19 protein-coding genes are annotated in these 22,865 nt (G+C 37.4%); 13 read left to right on the plus strand and 6 right to left on the minus strand.

The features are described from left to right. Positions 1-212: 212 nt before the first annotated feature. Complete coding sequence (locus tag EHQ59_RS04190; RefSeq protein ID WP_135617887.1) at positions 213-641, minus strand: hypothetical protein; 429 nt, start codon at positions 639-641, stop codon at positions 213-215. Between the two features lie 92 nt (positions 642-733). On the opposite strand from EHQ59_RS04190, the gene EHQ59_RS04195 reads away from it, so the two are divergent. From EHQ59_RS04195 to EHQ59_RS04245, 11 genes are read left to right on the plus strand one after another with little or no spacing between them, the layout of a single operon-like run. After that, on the plus strand, positions 734-1,594 hold the full coding sequence (locus EHQ59_RS04195; protein ID WP_135617888.1) for an alpha/beta fold hydrolase: 861 nt from the start codon (positions 734-736) through the stop codon (positions 1,592-1,594). Next, positions 1,591-2,133 carry a PaaI family thioesterase gene (locus EHQ59_RS04200; RefSeq protein WP_135617889.1) on the plus strand — a complete coding sequence of 181 codons (543 nt, stop codon included), beginning with the start codon at positions 1,591-1,593 and terminating at the stop codon, positions 2,131-2,133. Before EHQ59_RS04195 ends, EHQ59_RS04200 begins: the two co-directional genes overlap by 4 nt. Continuing rightward, positions 2,130-3,449 (plus strand): LIC20035 family adhesin, encoded by a 1,320-nt coding sequence (locus EHQ59_RS04205; RefSeq protein WP_135617890.1) that lies wholly within the window; start codon positions 2,130-2,132, stop codon positions 3,447-3,449. Before EHQ59_RS04200 ends, EHQ59_RS04205 begins: the two co-directional genes overlap by 4 nt. Continuing rightward, entirely contained in the window at positions 3,440-4,420 is a 981-nt protein-coding gene (locus tag EHQ59_RS04210) for an AAA family ATPase (RefSeq protein WP_135617891.1), read from the plus strand. The genes EHQ59_RS04205 and EHQ59_RS04210 overlap by 10 nt, the downstream gene beginning before the upstream one ends. 1 nt (position 4,421) lies before the next feature. Then, positions 4,422-5,240, plus strand: a complete 819-nt coding sequence (locus EHQ59_RS04215; RefSeq protein ID WP_135617892.1) for a DUF58 domain-containing protein — start codon at positions 4,422-4,424, stop codon at positions 5,238-5,240. Continuing rightward, on the plus strand, positions 5,233-6,072 hold the full coding sequence (locus tag EHQ59_RS04220; RefSeq protein WP_135617893.1) for an LB_053 family protein: 840 nt from the start codon (positions 5,233-5,235) through the stop codon (positions 6,070-6,072). The genes EHQ59_RS04215 and EHQ59_RS04220 overlap by 8 nt, the downstream gene beginning before the upstream one ends. A gap of 1 nt (position 6,073) precedes the next feature. Next, positions 6,074-7,027 (plus strand): VWA domain-containing protein BatA, encoded by a 954-nt coding sequence (gene batA / locus EHQ59_RS04225; RefSeq protein ID WP_135617894.1) that lies wholly within the window; start codon positions 6,074-6,076, stop codon positions 7,025-7,027. Then, on the plus strand, positions 7,027-8,670 hold the full coding sequence (batB, locus tag EHQ59_RS04230; RefSeq protein ID WP_135617895.1) for a VWA domain-containing protein BatB: 1,644 nt from the start codon (positions 7,027-7,029) through the stop codon (positions 8,668-8,670). The genes batA and batB overlap by 1 nt, the downstream gene beginning before the upstream one ends. Further along, on the plus strand, positions 8,654-10,225 hold the full coding sequence (locus EHQ59_RS04235) for a BatD family protein (protein WP_135617896.1): 1,572 nt from the start codon (positions 8,654-8,656) through the stop codon (positions 10,223-10,225). The genes batB and EHQ59_RS04235 overlap by 17 nt, the downstream gene beginning before the upstream one ends. 3 nt (positions 10,226-10,228) lie before the next feature. Next, positions 10,229-12,061 carry a molecular chaperone HtpG gene (htpG, locus tag EHQ59_RS04240; RefSeq protein WP_135617897.1) on the plus strand — a complete coding sequence of 611 codons (1,833 nt, stop codon included), beginning with the start codon at positions 10,229-10,231 and terminating at the stop codon, positions 12,059-12,061. A gap of 57 nt (positions 12,062-12,118) precedes the next feature. Continuing rightward, a complete protein-coding gene (locus tag EHQ59_RS04245) occupies positions 12,119-14,443 on the plus strand; it encodes a sensor histidine kinase (RefSeq protein ID WP_135617898.1) in 2,325 nt (774 codons plus the stop codon). On the opposite strand, the gene EHQ59_RS04250 is transcribed toward EHQ59_RS04245, so the two are convergent. Further along, positions 14,427-15,236: a magnesium transporter MgtE N-terminal domain-containing protein gene (locus EHQ59_RS04250; RefSeq protein ID WP_244245377.1), complete on the minus strand. Its 810-nt coding sequence runs from the start codon at positions 15,234-15,236 to the stop codon at positions 14,427-14,429. The genes EHQ59_RS04245 and EHQ59_RS04250 overlap by 17 nt on opposite strands. Before the next feature lie 91 nt (positions 15,237-15,327). On the opposite strand from EHQ59_RS04250, the gene EHQ59_RS04255 reads away from it, so the two are divergent. Next, complete coding sequence (locus EHQ59_RS04255) at positions 15,328-16,491, plus strand: AZOBR_p60025 family cell surface glycopolymer formation protein (protein WP_135617899.1); 1,164 nt, start codon at positions 15,328-15,330, stop codon at positions 16,489-16,491. Then, positions 16,488-17,315 (plus strand): 1,4-dihydroxy-6-naphtoate synthase, encoded by an 828-nt coding sequence (locus tag EHQ59_RS04260; RefSeq protein ID WP_135617900.1) that lies wholly within the window; start codon positions 16,488-16,490, stop codon positions 17,313-17,315. The genes EHQ59_RS04255 and EHQ59_RS04260 overlap by 4 nt, the downstream gene beginning before the upstream one ends. Here EHQ59_RS04260 and EHQ59_RS04265 read toward each other — a convergent pair. The 4 genes from EHQ59_RS04265 to EHQ59_RS04280 all read right to left on the minus strand — a co-directional run bounded on the left by EHQ59_RS04265 (position 17,301) and on the right by EHQ59_RS04280 (position 22,685). Further along, positions 17,301-19,811, minus strand: coding sequence for a discoidin domain-containing protein (locus EHQ59_RS04265; RefSeq protein ID WP_135617901.1), 2,511 nt, complete (start codon positions 19,809-19,811; stop codon positions 17,301-17,303). The two genes, EHQ59_RS04260 and EHQ59_RS04265, sit on opposite strands and share 15 nt — an antisense overlap. A gap of 51 nt (positions 19,812-19,862) precedes the next feature. Next, on the minus strand, positions 19,863-20,753 hold the full coding sequence (locus tag EHQ59_RS04270) for a helix-turn-helix domain-containing protein (RefSeq protein ID WP_135617952.1): 891 nt from the start codon (positions 20,751-20,753) through the stop codon (positions 19,863-19,865). Positions 20,754-21,127: 374 nt separating this feature from the next. Next, positions 21,128-21,949, minus strand: a complete 822-nt coding sequence (locus EHQ59_RS04275) for a ParB/RepB/Spo0J family partition protein (RefSeq protein WP_135617902.1) — start codon at positions 21,947-21,949, stop codon at positions 21,128-21,130. Further along, the gene (locus tag EHQ59_RS04280) at positions 21,933-22,685 is read right to left on the minus strand and encodes a ParA family protein (protein ID WP_135617903.1); all 753 of its coding nucleotides are present in this window, start codon (positions 22,683-22,685) and stop codon (positions 21,933-21,935) included. The genes EHQ59_RS04275 and EHQ59_RS04280 overlap by 17 nt, the downstream gene beginning before the upstream one ends. Between the last annotated feature and the right edge of the window lie 180 nt (positions 22,686-22,865).

The following is a 22,865-nucleotide window of genomic DNA, read 5'->3' on the forward strand; positions in this document are numbered from 1 at the left end:
ACATTTTTGATACGATAATTCAGTATTACCAACCCAATATAATGAGTTCGTCTCTGTGGCTCCATTTGGCGCATGCCTTTGTAAGATGGGGATCATGTAAAGATAACTATTATTTCTAGTGATTTCACATTCATCTTTGATTTGTGCTTCACGGGAAATTTCGGAACAACCACACGTCAAAAGAACACAATAGAAACTGAAACTAATAAATCTCATTGTGTACTTTTCAGTAATTTTGTTAGATCTTGGAATTCTTTCTTCTGATCATCAGAACAACTAGATAGGTTTTTTTCTAAAAAAGTTAGGTCTTCTTCTGCTTTCTTCATCTGAGAAACTTTGTATTCTGGTTTATGACTTACCTTCAAAACAATCTCTCCTGTATAACCAGTCTCCCCGTTTGCTTCCAAAATGATGGATCGGATTCTTTTTAAATATAAAGGAATCAATGACTGTATGTTCGCATCTTTCGAATACTCGTTTATAGCCGTAGTCAAAAAGGTGATTTTTTTTCTATGAATGGAAGTGAGATCTGATTTTTTTTCGCAATCAATTATGGAATCACATGGATTCTTTGTTTTGGACTCTCCATAGACAGTCACTGAAATCAACATCACAACGAAAACAAATCTGTGTACATTCATATCGAAAATAGAATCAAATCCAAAAAAAGAATCAAGCGTAAATACTTAAGATAAATGTTTACAATCGAAGGGATTGAAAAAACCCTTAGTTTATGTTGCCGATTTCGATTCGCACAAAATTCCACACCATTGAGGGATTAGAGTGGGGGAATCCGCAAGGAACACCCATAGTCTGTTTTCATGGATGGTTGGACAATGCAAATAGTTTTGCACCACTAGCCAAATATTTCCCAGAGCATCGATTTCTCTCCTTCGATTTTCCAGGCCATGGGAAATCCACTCACAAACCAGAAAATTCAGTGTATTATTTTGCAGAATATGCGTTAGAAATAGTATCCATCATACAAACTTTAGGTTTAGAGGATTTTATTTTGATGGCCCATTCCATGGGAGCCGCCATTTCTACGTTAGTTGCCGGCACCAATCTACTCAAAATTAAGAAACTAGTTTTAATTGAGGCTTTGGGACCAATAACGAATCCTTCCCAATCGGCACCAGACATTATGGCAGAAGCCATCAAACAGATATTACATCCCAGAGGAAAAAAAGAAACGTATTTCCCCAATATGGATTCGGCAGTTGCCATACGACTACGCGCAGGAGATATGGACGAAAATTCTGCATCATTACTTATGGAAAGAGGAATTGAAAAAACGCCTCACGGCCTAAAACCAAGACGCGACCTTAGACTGCACTTCAATTCATTCTTTCGATATACGGAGGAACAAGTTGTATCTTTTTGCGAAAGGATTGAATGTCCTACATTGCTTATATTAGGTGACAAATCAAACTTTCCTATCGGAAGTGCTTATCCAAATAGAAAATCAGCTGTTCAAAATTTAACAGAAGTCACTTTAAGCGGAGGGCATCACCTACATATGGATCATCCCGAAAAAGTCGCACACGTCATTCAACAATTTTTAAACGATCAGAAAACAAAGGACAATTCATGAGTTCACCAATTGAAAACCCATCTCGGCATGGTTACGAAATTCACCACGATACTTGTTTCGGTTGTGGGAAAGAAAACCCACTTGGACTCGTAGCCGATTTCACCTTTCATGATGAAACGGGAGAAGTAAACTTTACTTATAATTTCAAGAAATTGTATAACGGTGCACCTGGCTTTGTACATGGTGGTATATTATCAACGATGTTAGACGAAGCAATGGGCGGACTTTGTTTTCATTTAGGCTACATTGTCATGACGGATACAATGAGTTTTAAATTTCACAAAGCAACACCAGTGGAAACAGAACTACTCATCCGAGCGTGGCCGATAAAAAAAGCGAAACGTAAAGTATTATTAGAGTGTGAGCTCACTTCACTCAACGGAGAAATTCTCTATGTCAAAGGAGAAGGAGCTTTCCATATTCTACCACCTAGATTTTTCTCAGAAAAATTGACTGGGGGAAAAATAGCGATTGCGAATGAATTATTATCTGTTAATAAATTGAAACGAGCACATCTCTTTGACAGGATAGAAACATGAATTCAAAATTTTACGCAATCTTGATCGCCGCATTGGTTTTTCAATGTTCTGGCGCATCAGTAAAAGATGGGTCAGGTGACCAAGAATTTGAACTGAAATTAACAAAAGGTAAATGGATCCGTACAGAAAGATTTAAAAATTCAGGTGGAATCCGCGCGGTCGGAGAAGTGAAGGCAGAATGTGGTGGAGCAAAGTGTTCGGAAGAACAAGTTTCTAAGTTTGCTGCACCTAAGATCAAATCATTGCCAAAACATGGAATTTGGGAAGAATACATCCAATTTGAACAACCAGGATCTACTCCAGAAAGTCCAAAATTCAAATCAACACTTGACCAAGTCGGTGAATACATCGATGGGAAAAAAACAGGAATCTGGAAAAAACCTGACCCTGAAAACCCACAAAAATTCCTCGCCGAAACTCCTTGGGTAGATGGGAAAAAAGAAGGTGTGGCCAAAACCTTCGACAAACAAGGGAATGTGACATCCGAAACTACATATGTAGATGATAAAAAAAATGGTCCTTATTATCGAAAAAATAGTAAAGGGGAATGGGTTGAAAAAGGTTCCTTTAAGGACAACGAAGAAGAAGGGGAATGGGTCTATCATTTTGTTGGCGCTGATGGAAACGGAATCAAAACAAAAGTTTCTTATGCAAACGGCTTAAAAAATGGATTAGAGATCAATTACTATAAAGATGGCGCCGTTGAGTCCCAAGGAAACTATGTTTCCGACGTTCGGACTGGAACTTGGAAAATGTTTGGTGGAAAAGGAAATCTTTTAGCAGAAGGAAACTACTCAAAAAAAGAAAACTCCGAAAACTTAGACATCAAATATGAAAGGACTGGTATTTGGAAAGAATACTATCCAGATGGAAAACTATTTGGCTCTGGTCAACGCAAACATACGCGCACCGGTGAATGGAAATTCTATTATAAAAATGGCCAAGTAGCATATCATGGAAACATGGCTAACGAAAGTATGTTAGAAACTGCAAAAGTTTATGACCAAACGGGAAGAATTTTAGGAGAAGGGAAACTGTTTTTCTCTCTTGTTAAAATAGATGAAGAACTCCAAGACCTAAAATTAAACTACAAACCAAGTATTCCTTTTACCTACTTTTACCCTTCCGGAAAAAAAAGAATGGTGATTCGTTCAACTGAAGATGCAACGGAATATTCCGAAGATGGAAGAGAACTCGGGAAAGGTCCAGTGGAACCACAGGGAAGAAAAATGGGATGTTGGACAATTGGTGGAAAAACAGAATACTATATGATCGACAAACCAATGCCTAAAATGACTGCTTCGCAATGCAAATAGACCAAGAACAAATTAAAGACATCTCTGACCAAATCAAACTGATTCGGTCAGAATTAGCAGAATCAATATCAGGAATGGATCATGTCATCCAATCCTTGTTTGTTGGACTCGTAGCAAATGGACATATCCTATTAGAAGGTATGCCTGGACTTGCTAAAACCTTAGTCGCCAAAAATTTAGCCTCCATCATAGATGCTAATTTCTCAAGAGTTCAATTTACACCTGATTTGTTACCAGCAGACCTAATTGGTACCAATATATTTAATCCGAAAACCTCATCTTTTGAAATTAGGAAAGGGCCTATTTTCACCAATGTGTTGTTAGCTGACGAAATCAACAGAGCACCTGCAAAAGTTCAATCTGCCTTATTACAATGTATGGAAGAAAGACAGGTTTCTATTGCAGACCAAACCTTTGACTTAGCTCCTCCTTTTTTTGTAATCGCAACGCAAAACCCAATTGATCAAGAAGGGACGTACCCATTACCAGAGGCGCAATTGGATCGATTTTTGTTCAAAGTGACAGTTGGGTATCCCAATTTCGACGAAGAAGTTGCAATCTTACACCAACATGGCAATGTTCAATTTCAAAAATCTTCGCCAAAAAAAACGATGAAACCAAAGGATATCCAAAAGATTTCTGAAATTTCGAATCATGTTTTTGTTGATCCGAAACTTTATGCTTATATTGTGAATTTAACAAGGAATACACGTCCTAATTCCACAAATAACACAGAACTCAAAACCTTTATCCTTCATGGTGTAAGTCCAAGAGCCAGCTTAGCTTTATTAAAAGTAAGTCGGATCAACGCATTATTAGAAGGAAGAACATTTGTGATTCCAGAAGATATCCAAAGATTTTTTCCGGAAATAGTGAAACACAGACTTCACTTAACTATCGATGCAATTAGTGAAGACATAAGCACAGATTCAATTGTAAAAAGGATATTGGCCGTAACGGAAGTTCCATAAAATGCTGAACCCAGAGTTAAAAAGACTACTGCAAGTTTTGCAATGGGAATCAAAAAAGAAATTTGCTTCGAATAGAAAAGGTCTTTTATACACAGCGGATCGAGGAAGAGGACTTGATTTCAAAGAAGTTAGAAATTATCAATATGGTGATGACATTCGTTACATTGATTGGAATGTCACTTCCAGAACTGGTGAACTTCATACAAAAGAATTTTATGAAGAAAAAGATGCGACCATCATTTTATTCATAGATACTAGCTTATCCATGGATGAAGCAAAATCAAATTCCACCATCCAAATTGCTTTATTTTTATCCTTATTTCATATACGACTTGGAAACCGTATTTTTATTGTTAGTTTTTCCGATCACATTTTTTCATCGGGAAAATGGTTTAAAACAGAATCAGAAGTATTAACTTTCTTTGATCAACTGAAAAAACAAAAAGTCGGCAATGAAACCAACTACTTAGAAGCATACCAATATGCTTTCAAAATCCATCCAAAATATGCAGTGACATATTGGTTAAGTGATTTTATGAACTTTTCTACTTTGGCCAAACAATTTAAAATGCCGAAGATTTGGGACCAATATGGTATTTGGATTCAAGATGAGATCGATGAAATAGAAAGACCTTTTTTCCTTCGATTCTTTCGTATCATCGCACAAGAGAGTAGGTCTTTACAAGGCAACGAGTCGATTTATTCAAAAGATTTATTATCTGCAAAATCGTTATTTGGCAAAAATTTAATCCAAATCGATCCCACTGCAAAACTTCACAATCAAATCTTACCTTTATTCAAAGTGCGAAGTAATGTATAAGTTTATTCTTTTCCAAATTTTATTCTGTTTTGCTTTAATTGCATCACCAAAGGAAACCTTATCCCTAGATAAAATATATGTTGGTGATAAGGTTCAATACGAGATCCGGTGGGAGGAACCTTCGGTAACCGATGTGATTTTAGAACCAGGGGAAATTTATGAAGACGAATCATTACCAGTTCTAGAAATTCTATCTGTGGACAAATTAGATCATAAAGTCACAGCTTCGATTATTTTCTTTATGGCAGGAGAATTCTATTTACCAACAGTATGGAAGGAAAATGGTAAAGAATTTAAATCAACACTCAAAATTACAGTATCTTCACATTTAACAGGGATGGAATCAGAAATAGAAGATGTAGATCCACCCATATTGTTCTCGGGTCCTTACCTATTTAGACTACTTGGCCTTATACTTTTTACATGTATCAATTTATATATCCTTTATGCTTTATATCTTTATTGGAAATCCAAACCAAAAGTTGTAGACGCTCTCTGGGAAAAAAATCCAACCTTACCAGAATCAACCAAACGTTTGCAAAACATAGAACAGTATTTACAGACAGAAACCATTTTTGAAAAAGAATTAATCTTTAAAATCAGTGAATACTTAAAGGAAATATATTCTGAAAAGTTAAATGAAAATCTACTTGGTAATACTGATTCAGAGTTTCTTGCCACGATTCATGACAAAACCCATATTCCAGATTCATTCATACGTGAAATTCGAATGTATTTTAGAGAAATGAAATACAATCAAAACGAAGTAATTCTTTCTAAAGAGAAAGCAAACCAAATTTGGGAACAAATCAAAAAGGATTTTTTGACTTAAGATGGATCAGTTCCAACGACCTTACCTTCTCTTTTTTATTCTCCCTATCCTTATTTTATATGTTTACCAATGGAAAAAAAATCCATTTGGACCCATTTTTTTAATCCAATCAGATCGTTTTCAAAAACCAAAACATCAATTCCTCACGAAATTAAGAAAGTATGTTTATCTATTATCTGAATTTATTGTCTATTTAGCCTTGGTTTTCTTAGTGATTGCTGCAGCAGGTCCAGGTGAGAGCTACAAACTAACACCCGATACTACAAAGGGTGTAGATATCATGATCGCTCTCGACATTTCAGGTTCCATGGTAAATTCTTACGACTTTTTGCCTAAAAATAGATTAACCGTATCAAAAGAACTTTTGCGAGTGTTTATCCAAAAAAGATTATACGATCGCATTGGTATCGTTTTGTTTGCAGGAGCTGCATATCTCCAATCTCCACTTTCCAGTGATCGTTATGCGTTAGATGAACTAATCAATGAAACTTCCAATGAAGATATCGAAGAACAAGGCACGGCGATCGGAGATGCCCTTGTATTGTCAACCTACCGACTCAAACATTCAGAAGCAAAATCGAAAGTAATCATTTTACTAACCGATGGAGTTTCCAATACGGGGAAATTGGATCCAGAAACAGCTGCCTACGCGGCAAAATCCCTTGGAGTCAAAGTCTACTGCATTGGCATCGGAAAAGAAGAAGGTCAGTACGAAGTTAATTATGAATCACTTGCAAAAATATCGATGAATACAAATGGAAGATTTTTTAGAGCGGAATCACCAGAAGATTTGCAAGAAGTATTAAATGAAATCAATAGTCTCGAAGTTGTGGAATTACCTTCTAAACCATTAGAAATCCATGAAACACACTTTCCGAATTTTGTTTATTTTGCATTCATCCTTTTACTTACCCATTTATTGATGAAACTATACCCTTCCCCGGAGAAAATTTGATGGATGCAAATAGAATTATCATACTTGGCATCATCACTTTAGTGGTTGGACTAATAGTTTCATTATTTAAACTTTGGATCAATCATTCGTCTCAAAAATTAAAAAAAGATCATCCTTCTTTAGTCAATAGATTACAAACTACAAATACGAAGATTCTCTTCTTACGTTCTGTAATATTTTTATTAGCAGTATTATTCGCAATTGAGTCCTTATATAAAGTCAAATCAGTTGATGCAGAATCCACGAAAGACTTTGAATCAGCAGACATCTTATTTGTAGTGGATGTTAGTTTATCCATGAATGCTGTGGATGTTAAACCAAATCGATTAAAACGTTTCCAAGATGTAATCTTACGGTTACTTCCTGATTTAAAAGGCAATCGTGTCGGAATGATTGTATTTGCTGGGCAATCCTTCGCATACTGTCCCCTTACATCAGACATCACTGCTGTTTCGGATTACATCAAATCACTAGGTGTTGAAATGGTGGGAGCCAAAGGAACTAATTTAGGCAAAGCTTTAGAAAAAGTAGAATCGGTTAGAAAAAAAAGTAAACATTTACAGTCGATGCTCACCGTCATTGTCACAGATGGAGAAGACCATGAAAAACAATCTTTACCAAACCTAGAAGGGGACGTTGTGGTATGGGGAATTGGAACGGAAGAAGGAGGACCGATTGAATTTCGAGATCCAAGTACGGGAAAAGGTGGGTTTGTAACTTACGATTCTAACTTAGTAGACTCACCTTATTCTGAAAATGTGATCAACTCTAAACTTAACTTAGATATCTTAACATCTTTAGCGGATCGGTATGAAGGAGAGTATCACAACATTTCGTTTTATGAAGATGGTGCCTTAAACCTCGTAGATAAAATCCAATCGATGAAAAAAACCAAAACCGAACGGCTAGAAAGATTTAAAAATGAAGATGGTGCTCATCCTTACCTTTTGATTTCCTTTTTTTTACTCCTAGTGGAACGAGTGATATCAATCCATTTACAAAAAAATATTTTTTTTAAATTATCTATCTTCCTTGTTTTATTACTAACATTCCAAAACCAAATATATGCCTGGGAGTTGGATCCTGGTGGTAACGCCATTGAGAGAGGCAAACAAGCTTACGAAAATCAAAATTACAATGAAAGCCAAAAAGAATTTACAAAAGCAAAGGAATACATAGAAGACGATCCCAGATTAATTTACAATGAATCCACAACCGCATACCAAATGGGGAAATTTATGGAATCAAAGGAATTATTGGATAAAACTCTGCAACATCCCAAGTCAGACTCCGATTTAAAATCCAAAGCTCATTTTGCCAAAGGAAACATTTACTCTAAGTTAGGTCAAAAGAAAGAAGCTCTCAAATCGTATCTTCAAAGTTTAAAAGAAAATCCCGATAACATCGCTGCCAAAAAAAACATTGAACATTTAACCAAAAAACAAAACACAAGTCCTAAAAATAACCAGGGACAAGGGCAAACACAAAACCCAAATCCTTCCAAAACACCAAAAGAAAACCAAAAATCGGAAAACGAGAGCCAAAATCCATCTGATGTCGATCGAATTATGGAACCATTTTCCAATGATTCAATTCTAAAAAACAAAAGAGGAGGATCATTCGACAATGAAAAATTTTGGTAGTCATTTTCTTATTTTCCTACTTACATTCATTTTTCCTCTCTCTAATCTTTTGGCAAATGAAGTTGAATTCAACTTCCATCCAGACGAATTTTCGTTAGGTGAATATGCAAAATTAGAAATCAAAGCATTCGGTGACAAACCATTCCGTGCCATCCAAACCAATGTGAAACAAAATGGAGTCCGTGTTCGTTATGTAGGAAGTGGAACAGAAACTCAAATCATAAACTTAAAAGTATCGAAGTTTCAAATCATCAATTATTACGTAGACACGGAAACGGAAGGAACGTTTCAACTGCCAGAAATTACAGTTGAGTATGATCAAAAACAATACACATCACCGCCAATCAAATTCAAAGTTGGGAAACGAACCAAATACAATCCAAATGGATTTTTAAATCCTTTCCCATTTGAGTTTGATGACAATGATTCAAATGAAGTCCCTGAAGTTTCCTTTCATACAAACAAATCAGTATTTTATAAAGGGGAACCGATTGTTGGATATTTTGTATTGTATTACACTCAGTACAGACAACCATTCCTCGAGAGAGATCCAAATCACTCCATCTCCTTTCCTTTTTTTCTAGCAGAAACACTTAGACAAGTCTCCGTACAAATTGAACCAGAAGTCCTTCGAAACAATGTCCCCAAAAAAACGATGGTGTTTGGAAAAGAAATTTATGGGCTTACTGCCTTGAAATCAGGAAGTTTTATTCTTGGAAAAACAAAATTCATAACAGGCGACAGTTTGCGTTTCAATTCCATCCAAGAAACAATCGAAACCATACCAGCAAAAGTTCTTGTTTTGGATTTGCCAAGGAATGCTCCCAAAGAGTTCTCAGGAGCAATTGGGAATTTTAAAATTAATTTTTTGTCTACTCCGAAACAAGTGTATGAAGGAGAAACTGCTTACTTTGAAGTGAACATAGAAGGGGAGGGTGGCTTTGAAGGGATCCAACCATTTGTTTTTTCCAATCCGAAACTCAAATGCATCTCAGAGACCAAATCCAAATCCTTTCAACAATTGGAGTCGGGAGAATATGGATTTTATTCCAAAGTCAAATTTTTATATAGTTATCAAATCGTAAGTAGAACGAAAGAAACCATCGAACCCTATCGATTTAGTTTCTTTTCCCTCTCTGAAAAAAAATATATCAGTTTCAACCTTTCTCTTCCTGATTTTCAAATTTTACCAAAACGGAATTTGAATTTAGAAAGAACTCCCAAGGAAAAAAAACCAAATCTAGAACTTCCATTTCTCTCTTTAGTTTTGCTTGCGATTTTTGGGATTTTTTCTTATATAGGTTTTAAGAAGTATGCACTTCAAATGGAGATCCAAACCTTTGTATCATTTGTGGAAAGTTTTGGAAAAAAACGGGGATTCTTTCTAACAGAATATCTGATGAAACAGGGAATTCCCCCTAGCGATTCTGAGTGGATCACCCAACTACTCGAATCAAATCAAAATTCCGAACTTCCCGACCTGTATAAAAGTTTAAACTCCAAAGATCGTTTAAACATAACTCGTATCATAAAAAAATTTCAAACCAAGGAGTAAAACATGTCACAAGAAGAAACAGGCAAAATTAGTGTCGAAACAGAAAACATATTCCCAATTATCAAAAAATGGTTATATTCAGAAAAAGATATTTTTTTGAGAGAACTTGTTTCCAATGCAAGTGATGCCATCACCAAACTAAAAAAAATCTCATTGAGCGAAGAATTCGAAGGTGGCACTGACTACCGGATTGATTTGGATTTCGATGTAGACAAACGAATTTTGATCATTGAAGACAACGGGATTGGAATGACAAGTGATGAAGTAAAAAAATACATCAATCAAATTGCGTTCTCTGGTGCCTCTGACTTTGCTAAACAATACCAAAATACCGAAAACAAAGCAGAAATCATCGGCCATTTTGGATTAGGATTTTATTCCTCGTTTATGGTTTCCAAAAAAGTAACCATAGAAACCAAGTCCTACAAAAAAGTACAAACTGCCGTTATGTGGTCTAGTGAATCAGGAACGGACTTTTCTATTTCTACGATTGAAAAAGATAAACGAGGCACAAAAATTTCCCTTTATCTAGATGGAGAATCCGGTGAATATCTTGATAAATGGAAACTAAAAGAGCTCATCAAAAAATATTGTGACTTTTTACCTGTTGGCATCTATGTGCAAGGAGAAAAAGCAAATCGAGAAAAACCTCTTTGGTCTGAAGAACCATCTAAAATCTCTGCAGATGATTACAAAGATTTTTACTCCTATCTTTTCCCTTTTTCAGGTGAATCCCTTTTCCATATTCACTTAAACGTAGACTATCCATTCCGTTTGCAAGGAATCTTATACTTTCCAAAACTCACACACGAATTAGAAGCCTCCAAAAATGGAATCAAATTATTTTGTAACCATGTATTTGTAAGTGATAATGCAAGTGAATTGATTCCACAGTTTTTAACCATCCTGAAGGGAACGATCGATATTCCAGACTTACCATTGAACGTATCCAGATCTTACCTGCAAAACGATCCTTTGGTTAAAAAAATCTCTAACCACATCATCAAAAAAGTGGCAGATCGATTGATTGACGATTTCAAAAAAAATAGAACAAAATATGAAGAGAATTGGAATGATATCTCCATTTTCGTAAAATACGGAGTTCTAACGGATGAGAAATTTTATGATGCCATGAAAGATCATATCATTTTCAAAAATTCAGAAAATGGATTTTCAACCGTTTCGGAGTACTTTGAAAAAAACAAAGATAAAAACCAAAACAAAATCTTTTATGCAAACGAAACCGAAATGGGTTCGGTTTATATGGATTTGTTAAAGTCACAAGGACTAGAAGCATTACTTGTTGATTCTAAAATTGATTCTCACCTCATCCAACATTTAGAGACTAAAAATCCTGATTGGAAATTCCAAAGAGTTGATTCCGAACTTGCAGACCAGGTTCTCGACAAAGATTCTAAAACAGAAATTGTAAATGAATCCAATGAAACAGAATCAAGTAGAATTACCAAATTATTCCAATCAGCTCTTCCAGCTGAAGGAGTGCAAGTCAAGGTAGAGCCGTTAAAATCAGTAGATGTCCCTGGTGTGATTTTACTTCCCGAATTTATGCGTAGAATGACGGAAATGAATTCTTCGTTCAATCGAGAAGATACAAAATCTTTGCTTAAATCTCATACTCTGATGGTCAACTCCAAGTCACCACTTGTCAAATCCGCCTTACAAGCGTTTGAAGGAATAAACCCAGAGAAAGGCAAAAAACTTGCACGAGTTATCTATGACCTATCTCTGCTATCAGCCAAAGTAATGGACGAAAAAGAAGTCTCCGAATATACAAAAAGAACAACAGAATTTTTGCAGGAGATTTTTTCTACCTAAGACAATTTCCAATCAGAAAGATTTGGCAACGATTCCTACAAATGGAATTGTTGCCATGTGATCCAGATTTGTATAACAAGTCGTCTTAGCTCCCTTCCTATTGTTGTTGCCTACAAAAAGGGATATTTCGAAGAATTTGGCGTAAAAGTAAGTCTTCATTTAAACACACACCACAAAGCCATTTTACCCTTACTGGACGCAGGAAGAGTGGAAGCGGGAGAAATTCCAACCATTGCCTACCTCCAAGAGAGTTTTTTAAAAAAATCAAAACTCAAACGTATCTATAAGGGAATCTATCTTTACCATTCCCCTTTGAGTTTTTATTCTAGGTTCCAATTCAAACCAGAAGATCTAACGAGAAACAAAGCATACATTTTACCTGTGCCTCACATCAATTCCGTTGAAAGATTGTATGCTGAAAAATTTTTAGAAGAATATGCACCGAAAAACCCAGTCAAAGTTCGTTATATAGATACACCAGGTTTCTTAGAAGAAAAGGAATTCTTGAAACCAAATTGTTTAGGCCTTGTTTCAGATTCATTTTCCAGCCCGTTTTTGAAAAACTTCCAGGATTTTGGAAATACTTTAGAACTGCCCATACTAAAGCAAAACACTCTTTACCCTTCCACCTTACTAGCATTTAGCGGCGATGCGATTCTCAAATCGGGAAGAGAAGTATCGGGAGTTTTACTTGCGGTCAAAAAAGCTATTGATTTTCTGCAAAATACGACGAACCAGTATACGGGCAATTTATGGGATGACCTTCAACTCTCCCATTTTTATCCTCACTTAAGAGTAGGGGAAACAAAAAACCTACTAACAGCTCATCCACTCATCCAAAAAGGAATATTCTCTTACCATGGAAATGAGTCGTCCTTGTTCCCTCTCTTAAAGGATGTCTATTTCCGATTGATCCGAAGAGTGATTCAACCTGAATCAGTACAAACGGCCCTCAATTTTGATGAAATCCTTTCGGCATTGGAACCTAAAAAAGTATTTGATGTTCGAAAATTATCCAGTTTCCAAGAACCAACACAGGTAAAACTCCACGCACCATCTCAGATCAATTACCGAAAACTCAATGCAGTTCGTCATCTCATCGTGGATGTCAATTCATTAGTACTGGATATGCTCCAAGGAAATTATGGATCCAGACTCAATACAGACGAAACTTTACAATTAGACAATCGCGTAAAAGTTCTCGTAAACTCGATGTTAGATTCATTTAACGCGAAAATAGAATTACAGAGGGAAGAAATCACAGAACTGGAAAACCTAATTTCCATTTTAGAAATCAAACTCGATCGATCTGCTGTAGACTTACAATATTCAGAGGAAAAGTATCGTTACTTATTTGAATTTTCAAGAGAAGCAATCGCACTTGTAGATGCCGATACCGGTAGTATATTAGAAGCCAATAACCAATTCCGAACACTCACTGGATACACCCGTGGAGACATTACAAAAATGACAATCGAAGATATCATTATAGGAAATCAAGTATCAAGCCAATTGCGATTTGGTTCCGATTTATCTTCTGATACGATGTTGTCTTTACCAGATGTTGAAATTTTAGCAAAAGATGGAAGCAAAGTAGAAGTGGATATCAGTTTTACATCCATCCTGTTATCACCTAAAAAAAGATACCAGGTACAATTTCGACCTAACTCAGAACGAAAAGAACAAGAACGACTTCAACATGAATTTATCTCTAATGTCAGTCATGAACTGCGAAGTCCAATGACCAATATCCGAGGATATTTAGAATTTTTTAAATCCGATTCATCCTTACCCTTTAACGCAGAACACATCAATATGTTAGAGGTCATTGATAAAAACGCAAAACGATTGAGTTTCTTAATTGAAAACTTACTCAAATTGACAACCTCAAGAGAAAAAGACAAAGAAGCGGAGGTAGTAGAAATTTTTGATCCTGTTCCTGTCATTGAAGATGTAATTCACATGAATTCTCATCTTGCTAAAGGCAAACCAATCGAGTGGGATCTTTCCCTCAAAAAAGGACTCTTCATACGTGGAATCAAATTTGAATTTTCGCAAATCATCACAAATCTCTATGTAAATGCCCTAAAGTATACCTTCAAAGGGAAAATCGGGATTTCTTTAAAGGAATCAAACGGCAAAGTTGAAATTATAGTAGAAGATACAGGGATCGGTATTGATCCAAATTACAAAAATCAAATTTTTGATCGATTCTTCCGAATTCCATCCTCAGATAACAGAAAGATAGGTGGAACTGGACTTGGACTTTCCATCGTCAAGTCCCTTGTAGAAAAAATGTCAGGCGAAATATTTGTAGAAAGCACAATGGGAGAGGGAAGTAAATTTACTTTGTATTTCCCAAAGATCAATGCGATCGTTTAGATTGTTTTTTCTTTTTGGGAGCAGGTTTTTTCTTTGCAACTAATTTTGATTTCGGTTGGTTAGATTCGACCTTTGCTTTTAACGTTAGGTGAGAAGGAATGTTGGATTCCTCCAAATGCATTTTGGATAAAATCACAGACAATTCCATCATTTCGCGAGTTCCAAGTAAATGCATCATTGCCAATGCTTGGTTCATCCCTAATTTTTTGAAAATTTCTAATACGTTTGAGACACCAAAAAACTTAAGTAAAATGGGAAGTTCTTCCAATCCTCTTTGTTTGATCCATTTTTTACAATCAGCAACGGACAATTCATTCACGAGTCGAAGGATAGGTTGCACTTGGACTTTATCGACTAACCATAAAAAATCCCGCATCGGAATTTCTTTTAATAAAGCAATTGATTTCTGAATTCCCAAGGATTTCAAAATTTCAACACTCACTTCTCGTCCCAACGTTTTGGCAAGTAATCCAACATCTTGGGGAGGTATACTTTTCGACACTGTTGCCAAATCGGTGATCGACAAAGAGTGAATGAAATACACTAAATCGTCATCATCGTTCTCTGAGATCATTTCCACTAAAATTTTTTCAGGGATTTGATTTACCAATTCCACAACCGTTTCTTCACTTAACTTTTGAGTGAGAACAATCAGTCTTTCTTTGGGGACTTTTCCAGTGAGGGAAAGCAGTTTTTCGTAACCTAAATTTTTCAATATTTGGAATGATTTTTTGGGACCTAGTTTTTCTAAATATTGATAAACGGTTTGAATCGTAACGAGAACTTCTTTCATTTGCCCCAACTTTGGATACAAACTGTCAGAATCTTCTGAAAATTCCAGAGAAATTCCTTTCAAAATCCATTAAATTTTACAAAATGGAAGAGTGAAACCAAGAGATCTTTGGCTTGTTTTGATTTTATTCATTTTAGGTGTGACCGGGCTCGTTTATGTCAAAACTGAACCCTACGGAAACTCACTTTCTGCTCTCATTGGCATATGGGAAGGGTTTTACGAAATCAATCCTAACCTAGTGGATTCAAAGTTTGTGATTTATCCTTCAGGGGGATATGATGGCCAATTTTTTTACCTACTCGCCAAAGACTTGTTTGCCGAAAGTAATTGGGATTTAATCGTTGATAGTTTCTACTTTCGTTACCACCGTATCGGACTTTCCTTTACAACAGGGATTTTGTCTTTACTATTTGGTTCAGAACACTACCCAATCCTAACGCTGATTCTACTATTTACAACATTCCTTTTTTCTGTTTATTGTTTGTACGAATTATTACCAAAACACTCAAAATGGCTGACATTATTTTATATTTTTTCACCTTATTCCTTAAACGCAAACCTTCTGATAGTTGCCGATTCTTTCTTTGTTAGTTTAGCCATCATCGCTTATTACTTTTACTCGAAGGAAAAACACCTTTTATCTTTTTTATTCTTTCTTTTTACCGTTTTCACAAGAGAACTTGGCATTTTATTTCTAGCCCCCATTGTCTTCCAATTTTTACGAACGAAACACTGGAAACTTGGATTCCTATATTCCTCGCCAGGGATTCTTTTTATTGGATTTATGTTTTACGGTTGGGTATCCACTCCGAACCATTTAGGCACAAACCCACTCGGTTTTCGAGATATGACTGATTATCCTTTGTTTGGTTTTGTTAAAAGTTTTTTGGAGAATGGATCCTTCCAATTCAAATTAAAAGAAACCCCGAAACTCCTATTTTTATTATCTTTTATTGCTATGGTCGGAGTCAGTATTTCTTCCATTCGCAAATCCTTTTTCAAAGATATTGAAGTGTTATTCCCAATCCTTGGAAGCTTATTTGTCATTGCCATTGCGGAAGAAGGGTATTGGCGTTCCTTTGATAATTTAAGCCGCATGTTCACCCTCATCCTTCCTTTTTCCTTATTACTTAAAGAAGGACAGAAAAACTTAGGATTCAAAATATTTTTAGGTTCTTCTCTATTATTGTTTTTCTTTTTACTCATCCGAATCGTATTCATTACACCTCATAAGGAGTATTTTTTAGCACTATGATCTCACTTGCTTATTCGCCTTGTCCGAATGATACATTTTTGTTTTATCATTTGATCCGTAATCCAAGTTACCCTGTTAAAGAAGAACTATATGATGTGGAAAATTTAAATGAATTTGCCCAACAAGGAAAGTTCCCAGTAACCAAACTTTCTTTTGCAGCTTACTTTCAGATCATGAACCAATATATATTATTGGAAACAGGTTCTGCCTTAGGAAGAGGTTGTGGACCACTTCTTGTCCGGAAAAAAAACACAAACACGACTTTAGAAAATTGCAAAGAGCTTCTGATACCGGGCCATCTCACAACTGCAAATCTACTTCTGTCTTTATACACAAATGGAACGCATAAACCAACTGCCCTTCGTTATGACCAAATCATCCCAAAACTTCTATTAGAAGAGGATAGTTTGGGTGTCATCATCCATGAAGAAAGATTTACGTATGAAGATCGTGGCCTAGAAAAAGTCGTCGATTTAGGGGAGTGGTGGGAAAATTCAACAGGTTATCCCATCCCACTGGGGGCAATTGCCATCAGAAGAGACATTCCAAAAAAGGATGCCTTACAATTCCAAAAGGAATTACAAAATAGTTTAAGTGCCGCATACAAAGAACCAAAAGAGATGATGGATTACATTCGAGCCAATTCGCAAAACAAAGAAGATGCGGTGATTCGTTCCCATATCAATTTATATGTAAACGAATTCACAAAATCTCTCGGTGAAGAAGGCCATGGCGCCGTCACCTACCTTCTCAAAAGAGCAATCGATGCAGGTTTCATTAAGAAACCCACAGAAATTCCTGCTTTATTTTTAGGAGAAAGTTAACATACAAAGGATATGTCCTTTGTCTTTTTTGCATGCTTCCATCGCTTTCGCGACAAGCATTCCTGGTTTTAATTTCGCTGGGTCAGCTTTAATGGCATGACCTGAAGAGAGTCCAGAGACAAGAAGATCCCCTGGATAAATGGGCACCTGTGTGGCATCCACATGGATTTTGGTGATCCCAAGCAAAGCAACAAGCACATACTCCACACCTTTCTCTTGTTTTCCGAACACAAGATTTGCATTGGAAACAGCAACACCAATCACATTTGTGGAGTAGGGGTGTTTAGAACGTCCAAGGACACCTGTTTCTTCCGTTGCTACCAGTAAATCACCTGCAGTGATCACATCTTTTCCATCTAAACGGAAATACTTAGCAACACATTCTTCTCCACCATCTTTTGTAAGGCGAAGATTCCCTTCAAAAACAGACTCACCATTTGCATAAATCGCTTTTCCGGATCCAGTTAATTCAAATCCTGAAATCCCTTTCCCATCGGCAATGACTGCAAATTCCGATTGAGAAACAAATCGCCCACCAGGTGACGTAGTCCCGGCACCCAAAACCCCAGCAGAACGAGTGTTATCTTTTCCTTTGGAAATTCCATACAAACCAATGGAATCACCAAAACCAACTACACCGATTCCCGAAGAAACTCCAAGGACACCGGATCCATTTTTTGTATTTTTTCCATAAATGATTGCATCACTTGGTTGCGGAGGGACATATCCTTTGGATGCAGATTCTGCTTCGCCAGTGATTTTCAATAATCCTGTATGGGAATTGAAATCATGTTCTTTTTCAGCATATGGGTGAGTATGTGGTTTAGGATCTCTTTTATCAGACAATCTTGGATCATCGGATAAAACAACTTTCCCTGGAACGGCCTCTCCATGGTTTGCGAGTAATACAATCCCTGCTTCGTCAAACGCAGCTTTGGCGAGACGTTTATCGTTCCCTTGCACAACCACACCGGCTTTACTTTCCCCAGAGTGAGCAAGTTGCACGATTCCATGGGACTCAGTACTAGCCAATTTCAAACGTTTGTCATTCCCTTGAACAACAGTATTCCCTTCTTCACCACCATTGGGGGCGAGTTGCACAATCCCTTTTGCTGTTGTTGTTGCATCTTTGAGTCTTGGATCATCACCAGTCACAACTTTGTCGATCGCAGTTTCACCAGCTTCTGCCAACTGCACAAGTCCAACCGCTTTTTTAGTAGCAATCTTTAGTCTGGAATCATTCCCTTGCACCGCAACACCAGGTCTAGTCTCACCATCTAACGCAAGTTCTACGATTCCAGGGTGTTCTGTGGAAGCATTTCGTAAACGTTCATCATCCGATTGAACCACAAGCCCAGGCCTTGCTTCTCCACTTCTAGCCAATCGGACAAGACCATGAGTGAGTTCAGTGGCGATTTTTAGGCGTTTATCATTTCCTTGGACAGCAACACCTGGTTTTTCTTCTCCATCGGAAGCAAGTTCTACAATCCCTCTGTATTCTGTTGTGGCATCGCGAAGACGTCTGTCATTGGACTGGACAACCACACCTTCTTTTACTTCCCCATCAACTGCAAGGCGAATGATACCAGACCTTAAAACAGAAGCGTAGGGGAGTGGTTCTCTTGTGGGGCCACCGGATTCTTTTTTATCGGCACTCGAATACAATTCGATTTCTATGACTTCGGTGACGTATTCTTTTTTGTTTGTTTGTTTTTCATCGATGAAAACAATTTTCAAAAATCTTAAATTGACTGGTGGGAAACGCCACTTATACCAAGTCCCAGGTTCTGATAAAAAATAATTCTCTTCATGTAATTGGTGCCAAGTAAGATCATCTTCACTGTAGTATACAATGAATCGTTCTGGAAAATTCGTGATAGGATCATTTTTGGTCAACATCCGAAATTCTTCAATTCGGTTGACCGATCCCATATCTAAAATGACATACTCATCCGCTGGTTCTTCCTTTTTTTTAGAAGACCAACCATAATCAGGTCTTGTATCAAATAAGTTTTCTTTTACATACAACCGGTCTAATTCAGAACTGATTTGGATAGACTGAACCCCACTGATTAAAATTTTAAGAGGCCCGAAACTAATTCGATTTTTACCATTACTCGCTTTTCTCGAAATTTTAGAGATAAACTTCACATAACGAGCGCTAGTAAGCGAAAAAAGCCATTTAGCAGATGTTTTAAAGGATTTGCGAAAGGATGATTCTTGTAAAATGGGTTCCCAATACTTTCCGTCGTGAGACAATTCAAACCGAAAAGAATCAGGGAAAAAATCTAATCCATCCTTTCCTGGCAATAATTCGATTCCATTAAAAAATACAACATCATCAAATTGAAAGATAATCGAGGAAAGAGAGGATACCTCCTTTTCTTCCATAAAGGATAAAAACTCGTTATTTTTGATTTCATAAGTTCCCGTCGTTGTAACGGTTTGAATGGGTAGAGAGTAGGGGTGACTTGTGCGGATTAAATGATCTTTCATGCGCTTTTTCTGTTATGATTCCTTCCAAAAAATACCGTTTTTCTAATCAGTCTATCGAATTTCACTCACACGTGAACCTTCTTCCACTTCTGTAAACACAACCAGTACCACAGGTTTCACACGTTCCGTGAAATACATTTGGATGATTTGCCTAAGATGACCAAAAACCGCAGAAGTGACCACGATGACATTTCCGTCGGTCTCCACTTTCACTTGTTCCAGTTGTCGAAAGGAAGATTCTGTGAGTTGATGGGAAGCCCAAGTCAAAAACCCTGACCAAGAAGCAGGGTGGGGCGAGGTGGCAGGTGAGGATTGATTTTGCCCAGAATTAAGCACTTCTTTCCGTTGTAAACTGACAAGCTCGCGGCACAGTGTCTGCACATAAGAGACATTGGATTCCATGTGCAAACTCACTGCTTTGCGATAAGCTTCCAAAGCAATCTCTGGTCCAAATAAATCGACCAAGGATTCGAAATCTTTTTTTCCTTCTTTGTTTTGTCCCAAATTTTCTCCCAATTCCTTCGCGTTTGGTACATGGTTTGTATTTGAGATAGTTATATTAATATGGTTAGGGGTCCCGAGAGAACCCCCCTTCGTTTCCGATTTCGATCCCCCAGGGGTCTCCTGTCCTGCCTCCCTGAGGTGTATTTGTGTATCTCCCAGAGGGGTAATTTTGGAACCCTCATAATGGAAGGAAAAGTGATATCTGGTGGAGGTTCGACCGCTCCCTGGGACTTGGAAGAGGAGGCCTGCTTGGGTTAATTCTTTTTTCGCGGAAACGATGGATTTTTTGGTTTTGAATCCGGTAAGGCGCATCAAAGTTTCCGTGTTTGGCCAAACAGGTTTGAAATTATAGTCACTGAATTTTAGGAGGACCGGATATAGGGTCTTCGCCGCATGAGATAACTCTGCCCAGACACCAGAATCAATGATGTCGGTCATCAGGCGGATATAGGGGTGACGTAAGTCGCTCACAGGACTCCTCCATTTTTCTGCAAAAATGAAACTAATTTTAAGCAAATAAAATGAAGGAGTTGACATTATCTGACATAATGTTAATTATGTCTCATCCAACAACATTCCTTCGGGAAACCCCGACCCCCTGGTGTTCCAGGGGAATTTTTTTCTTTGTCGGGTTGGGACAAAACTTGCCCCACACCTTCCCTCTGCAGGAAAGGCTTTTGCTCAAACTCAAATAGTTTTATTATGTCACATTATTGTCGGATTCTGGTAGATGTCAAGTTCGTACAGTATTTTTCCCAGTAGGTACTTAAAATTTTTTTCCTAAGTACTTGACTGCTTAGTACTTGTTTGGGTTACGCCGAATCTCCGTATTTTTTAGAAAGTTCCTTTCTTACGAATTTATAAATATCGCCAAGTAGGATTTCGTCGTCGGATTGGATTTGGATTCCGTTGGTTGTTCTTCTGATTTTATAACCAGAAAGGGTAGTGGGATTCGTTTTTTGAGGCTCACCGGACTTAACCTGTTTATTGAAATCTTTGGCGTCTTTGACGGTTTTTAAGGCACCCTTGTGGTAGAGTGTTAAAAATTCATCCAAACTTCCTTTTTTGGCAGCTTGTGCAGCTTGAACGAGTAAGTTCTTATTGTAGATTTCGTTTTTTTTGCACTTTTCTAAATCGGCCTTTGACATCGATGTGATCGACAAAACCTCTGTCATGTAACTTCGGCTTTTGCCAAACAAATCTCCCAATTCTTGGTCCGTATACTGGTGAGCATTTTTTAGAAAGAGAAGGGCGTCGACTTCTTCATAGGGGGATAAGTTTTCCCTTTGTAAGTTTTCAATGACTGCTAATTTATAAATTTCTTTGTCGGGTCGGTTTAAGATCTTACATTCGATCTCGGGCCAGCCAAGAGATTTTGCGGCGTGGTAACGCCTTTCCCCTGCGATGATTTTATAAGTTCCTTCTTTGTCACTTTTGGAAACGATAATGGGTTGGAGTAGGCCATCCGCTTTTAAGGTCTGTGCCAACTCTTCGATCCCTTTTTTTCTCTCTTGTCTGGGTTGGTGTTCAGAAGGTTGGATTTTATCCATCCGGATGGTACGAATGGTTCCGTCTAAATTTTCCGCTTGGTAGATGTCGGCTAGAGATCCGAGGCGTTTACTTTTTAAGCTCACTGAGAACCTCCTCAATAAAACCTTCATACTCCTGCGATTGTCTAGAAGATCGGTTGTAATCGTAGACTGATTTTTTAGCCAAATGACTTTCTCCAATCGCCACTCCATCGGAGATGGTGTGTTCAAAAATCCGGAAGTATTTTGTGAGAACAGGAAGAATGGTTTTTGTAAGTAGGGTTTGGGGTTTCAGTTGGGTGATTAGGGCACCTAGAATTTCCAGGTCGGGATTAATTCTTTTTTTAATGGAGGAGATGGTTTGTTGTAAACCCATGATTCCATCCATGGAAAATTTCTCCGCTTGTAAAGGGATGAGAACGTAGTTTGCCGCCACAAGACTATTCACGGTGAAAATGGAAAGGGAAGGTGGGCAGTCGATGATGACGAAGTCGAAATCTTTTAGCCCAGAAAGAGAGTCCCTTAAAATGTAGGGAGCCTCAACAGAATTGACGGATACTGTTTCCATTTCCGCCAAACGCATGCTAGATGGCGCGATCCACAAATGCTCGTTATACGCCGGTGTGATGATGTCTTTGATATGAGCAGAATTCTGGAATAAATGTGCAAGGTCCTTTTCAACGGTTTCCGGGTTTAGAAAGATTCCCGTAGAGTTTGCCTGAGGATCCATATCGATGAGTAAGGTTTTGAGATTTCGGCGAGCCAATCCCATGGCAAGATTCAAAGAAGTAGTTGTTTTTCCCTCTCCGCCTTTTTGATTCGCAACTGCAATGGTGATCATCTATCTCTTGTTTCCCTTCCCAATTGGTATGCTTTCTTTTTGAAAAATTGGGATCAATTGAATTTTTGGAAATCACCAAAAAAAGGATTTTTGGATGGTTTCTATCCACATTGTCGGACATCCGACATACCAAAAATTAGCAAAAACTATCTCGTCTCTTTTGGTCGGACATCCGACATT

This window comes from Leptospira kemamanensis, from assembly GCF_004769665.1.
Lineage (GTDB): Bacteria > Spirochaetota > Leptospiria > Leptospirales > Leptospiraceae > Leptospira_A > Leptospira_A kemamanensis.

Excerpts from the sequence above, each read along its gene's own strand:
- EHQ59_RS04190 (WP_135617887.1), bottom strand. The coding sequence starts at position 641 with ATGAATGTACACAGATTTGTTTTCGTTGTGATGTTGATTTCAGTGACT.
- EHQ59_RS04195 (WP_135617888.1), top strand. The coding sequence starts at position 734 with ATGTTGCCGATTTCGATTCGCACAAAATTCCACACCATTGAGGGATTA.
- EHQ59_RS04200 (WP_135617889.1), top strand. The coding sequence starts at position 1,591 with ATGAGTTCACCAATTGAAAACCCATCTCGGCATGGTTACGAAATTCAC.
- EHQ59_RS04205 (WP_135617890.1), top strand. The coding sequence starts at position 2,130 with ATGAATTCAAAATTTTACGCAATCTTGATCGCCGCATTGGTTTTTCAA.
- EHQ59_RS04210 (WP_135617891.1), top strand. The coding sequence starts at position 3,440 with ATGCAAATAGACCAAGAACAAATTAAAGACATCTCTGACCAAATCAAA.
- EHQ59_RS04215 (WP_135617892.1), top strand. The coding sequence starts at position 4,422 with ATGCTGAACCCAGAGTTAAAAAGACTACTGCAAGTTTTGCAATGGGAA.
- EHQ59_RS04220 (WP_135617893.1), top strand. The coding sequence starts at position 5,233 with ATGTATAAGTTTATTCTTTTCCAAATTTTATTCTGTTTTGCTTTAATT.
- batA (WP_135617894.1), top strand. The coding sequence starts at position 6,074 with ATGGATCAGTTCCAACGACCTTACCTTCTCTTTTTTATTCTCCCTATC.
- batB (WP_135617895.1), top strand. The coding sequence starts at position 7,027 with ATGGATGCAAATAGAATTATCATACTTGGCATCATCACTTTAGTGGTT.
- EHQ59_RS04235 (WP_135617896.1), top strand. The coding sequence starts at position 8,654 with ATGAAAAATTTTGGTAGTCATTTTCTTATTTTCCTACTTACATTCATT.
- htpG (WP_135617897.1), top strand. The coding sequence starts at position 10,229 with ATGTCACAAGAAGAAACAGGCAAAATTAGTGTCGAAACAGAAAACATA.
- EHQ59_RS04250 (WP_244245377.1), bottom strand. The coding sequence starts at position 15,236 with ATGAAAGAAGTTCTCGTTACGATTCAAACCGTTTATCAATATTTAGAA.
- EHQ59_RS04260 (WP_135617900.1), top strand. The coding sequence starts at position 16,488 with ATGATCTCACTTGCTTATTCGCCTTGTCCGAATGATACATTTTTGTTT.
- EHQ59_RS04265 (WP_135617901.1), bottom strand. The coding sequence starts at position 19,811 with ATGAAAGATCATTTAATCCGCACAAGTCACCCCTACTCTCTACCCATT.
- EHQ59_RS04270 (WP_135617952.1), bottom strand. The coding sequence starts at position 20,753 with ATGACCGACATCATTGATTCTGGTGTCTGGGCAGAGTTATCTCATGCG.
- EHQ59_RS04280 (WP_135617903.1), bottom strand. The coding sequence starts at position 22,685 with ATGATCACCATTGCAGTTGCGAATCAAAAAGGCGGAGAGGGAAAAACA.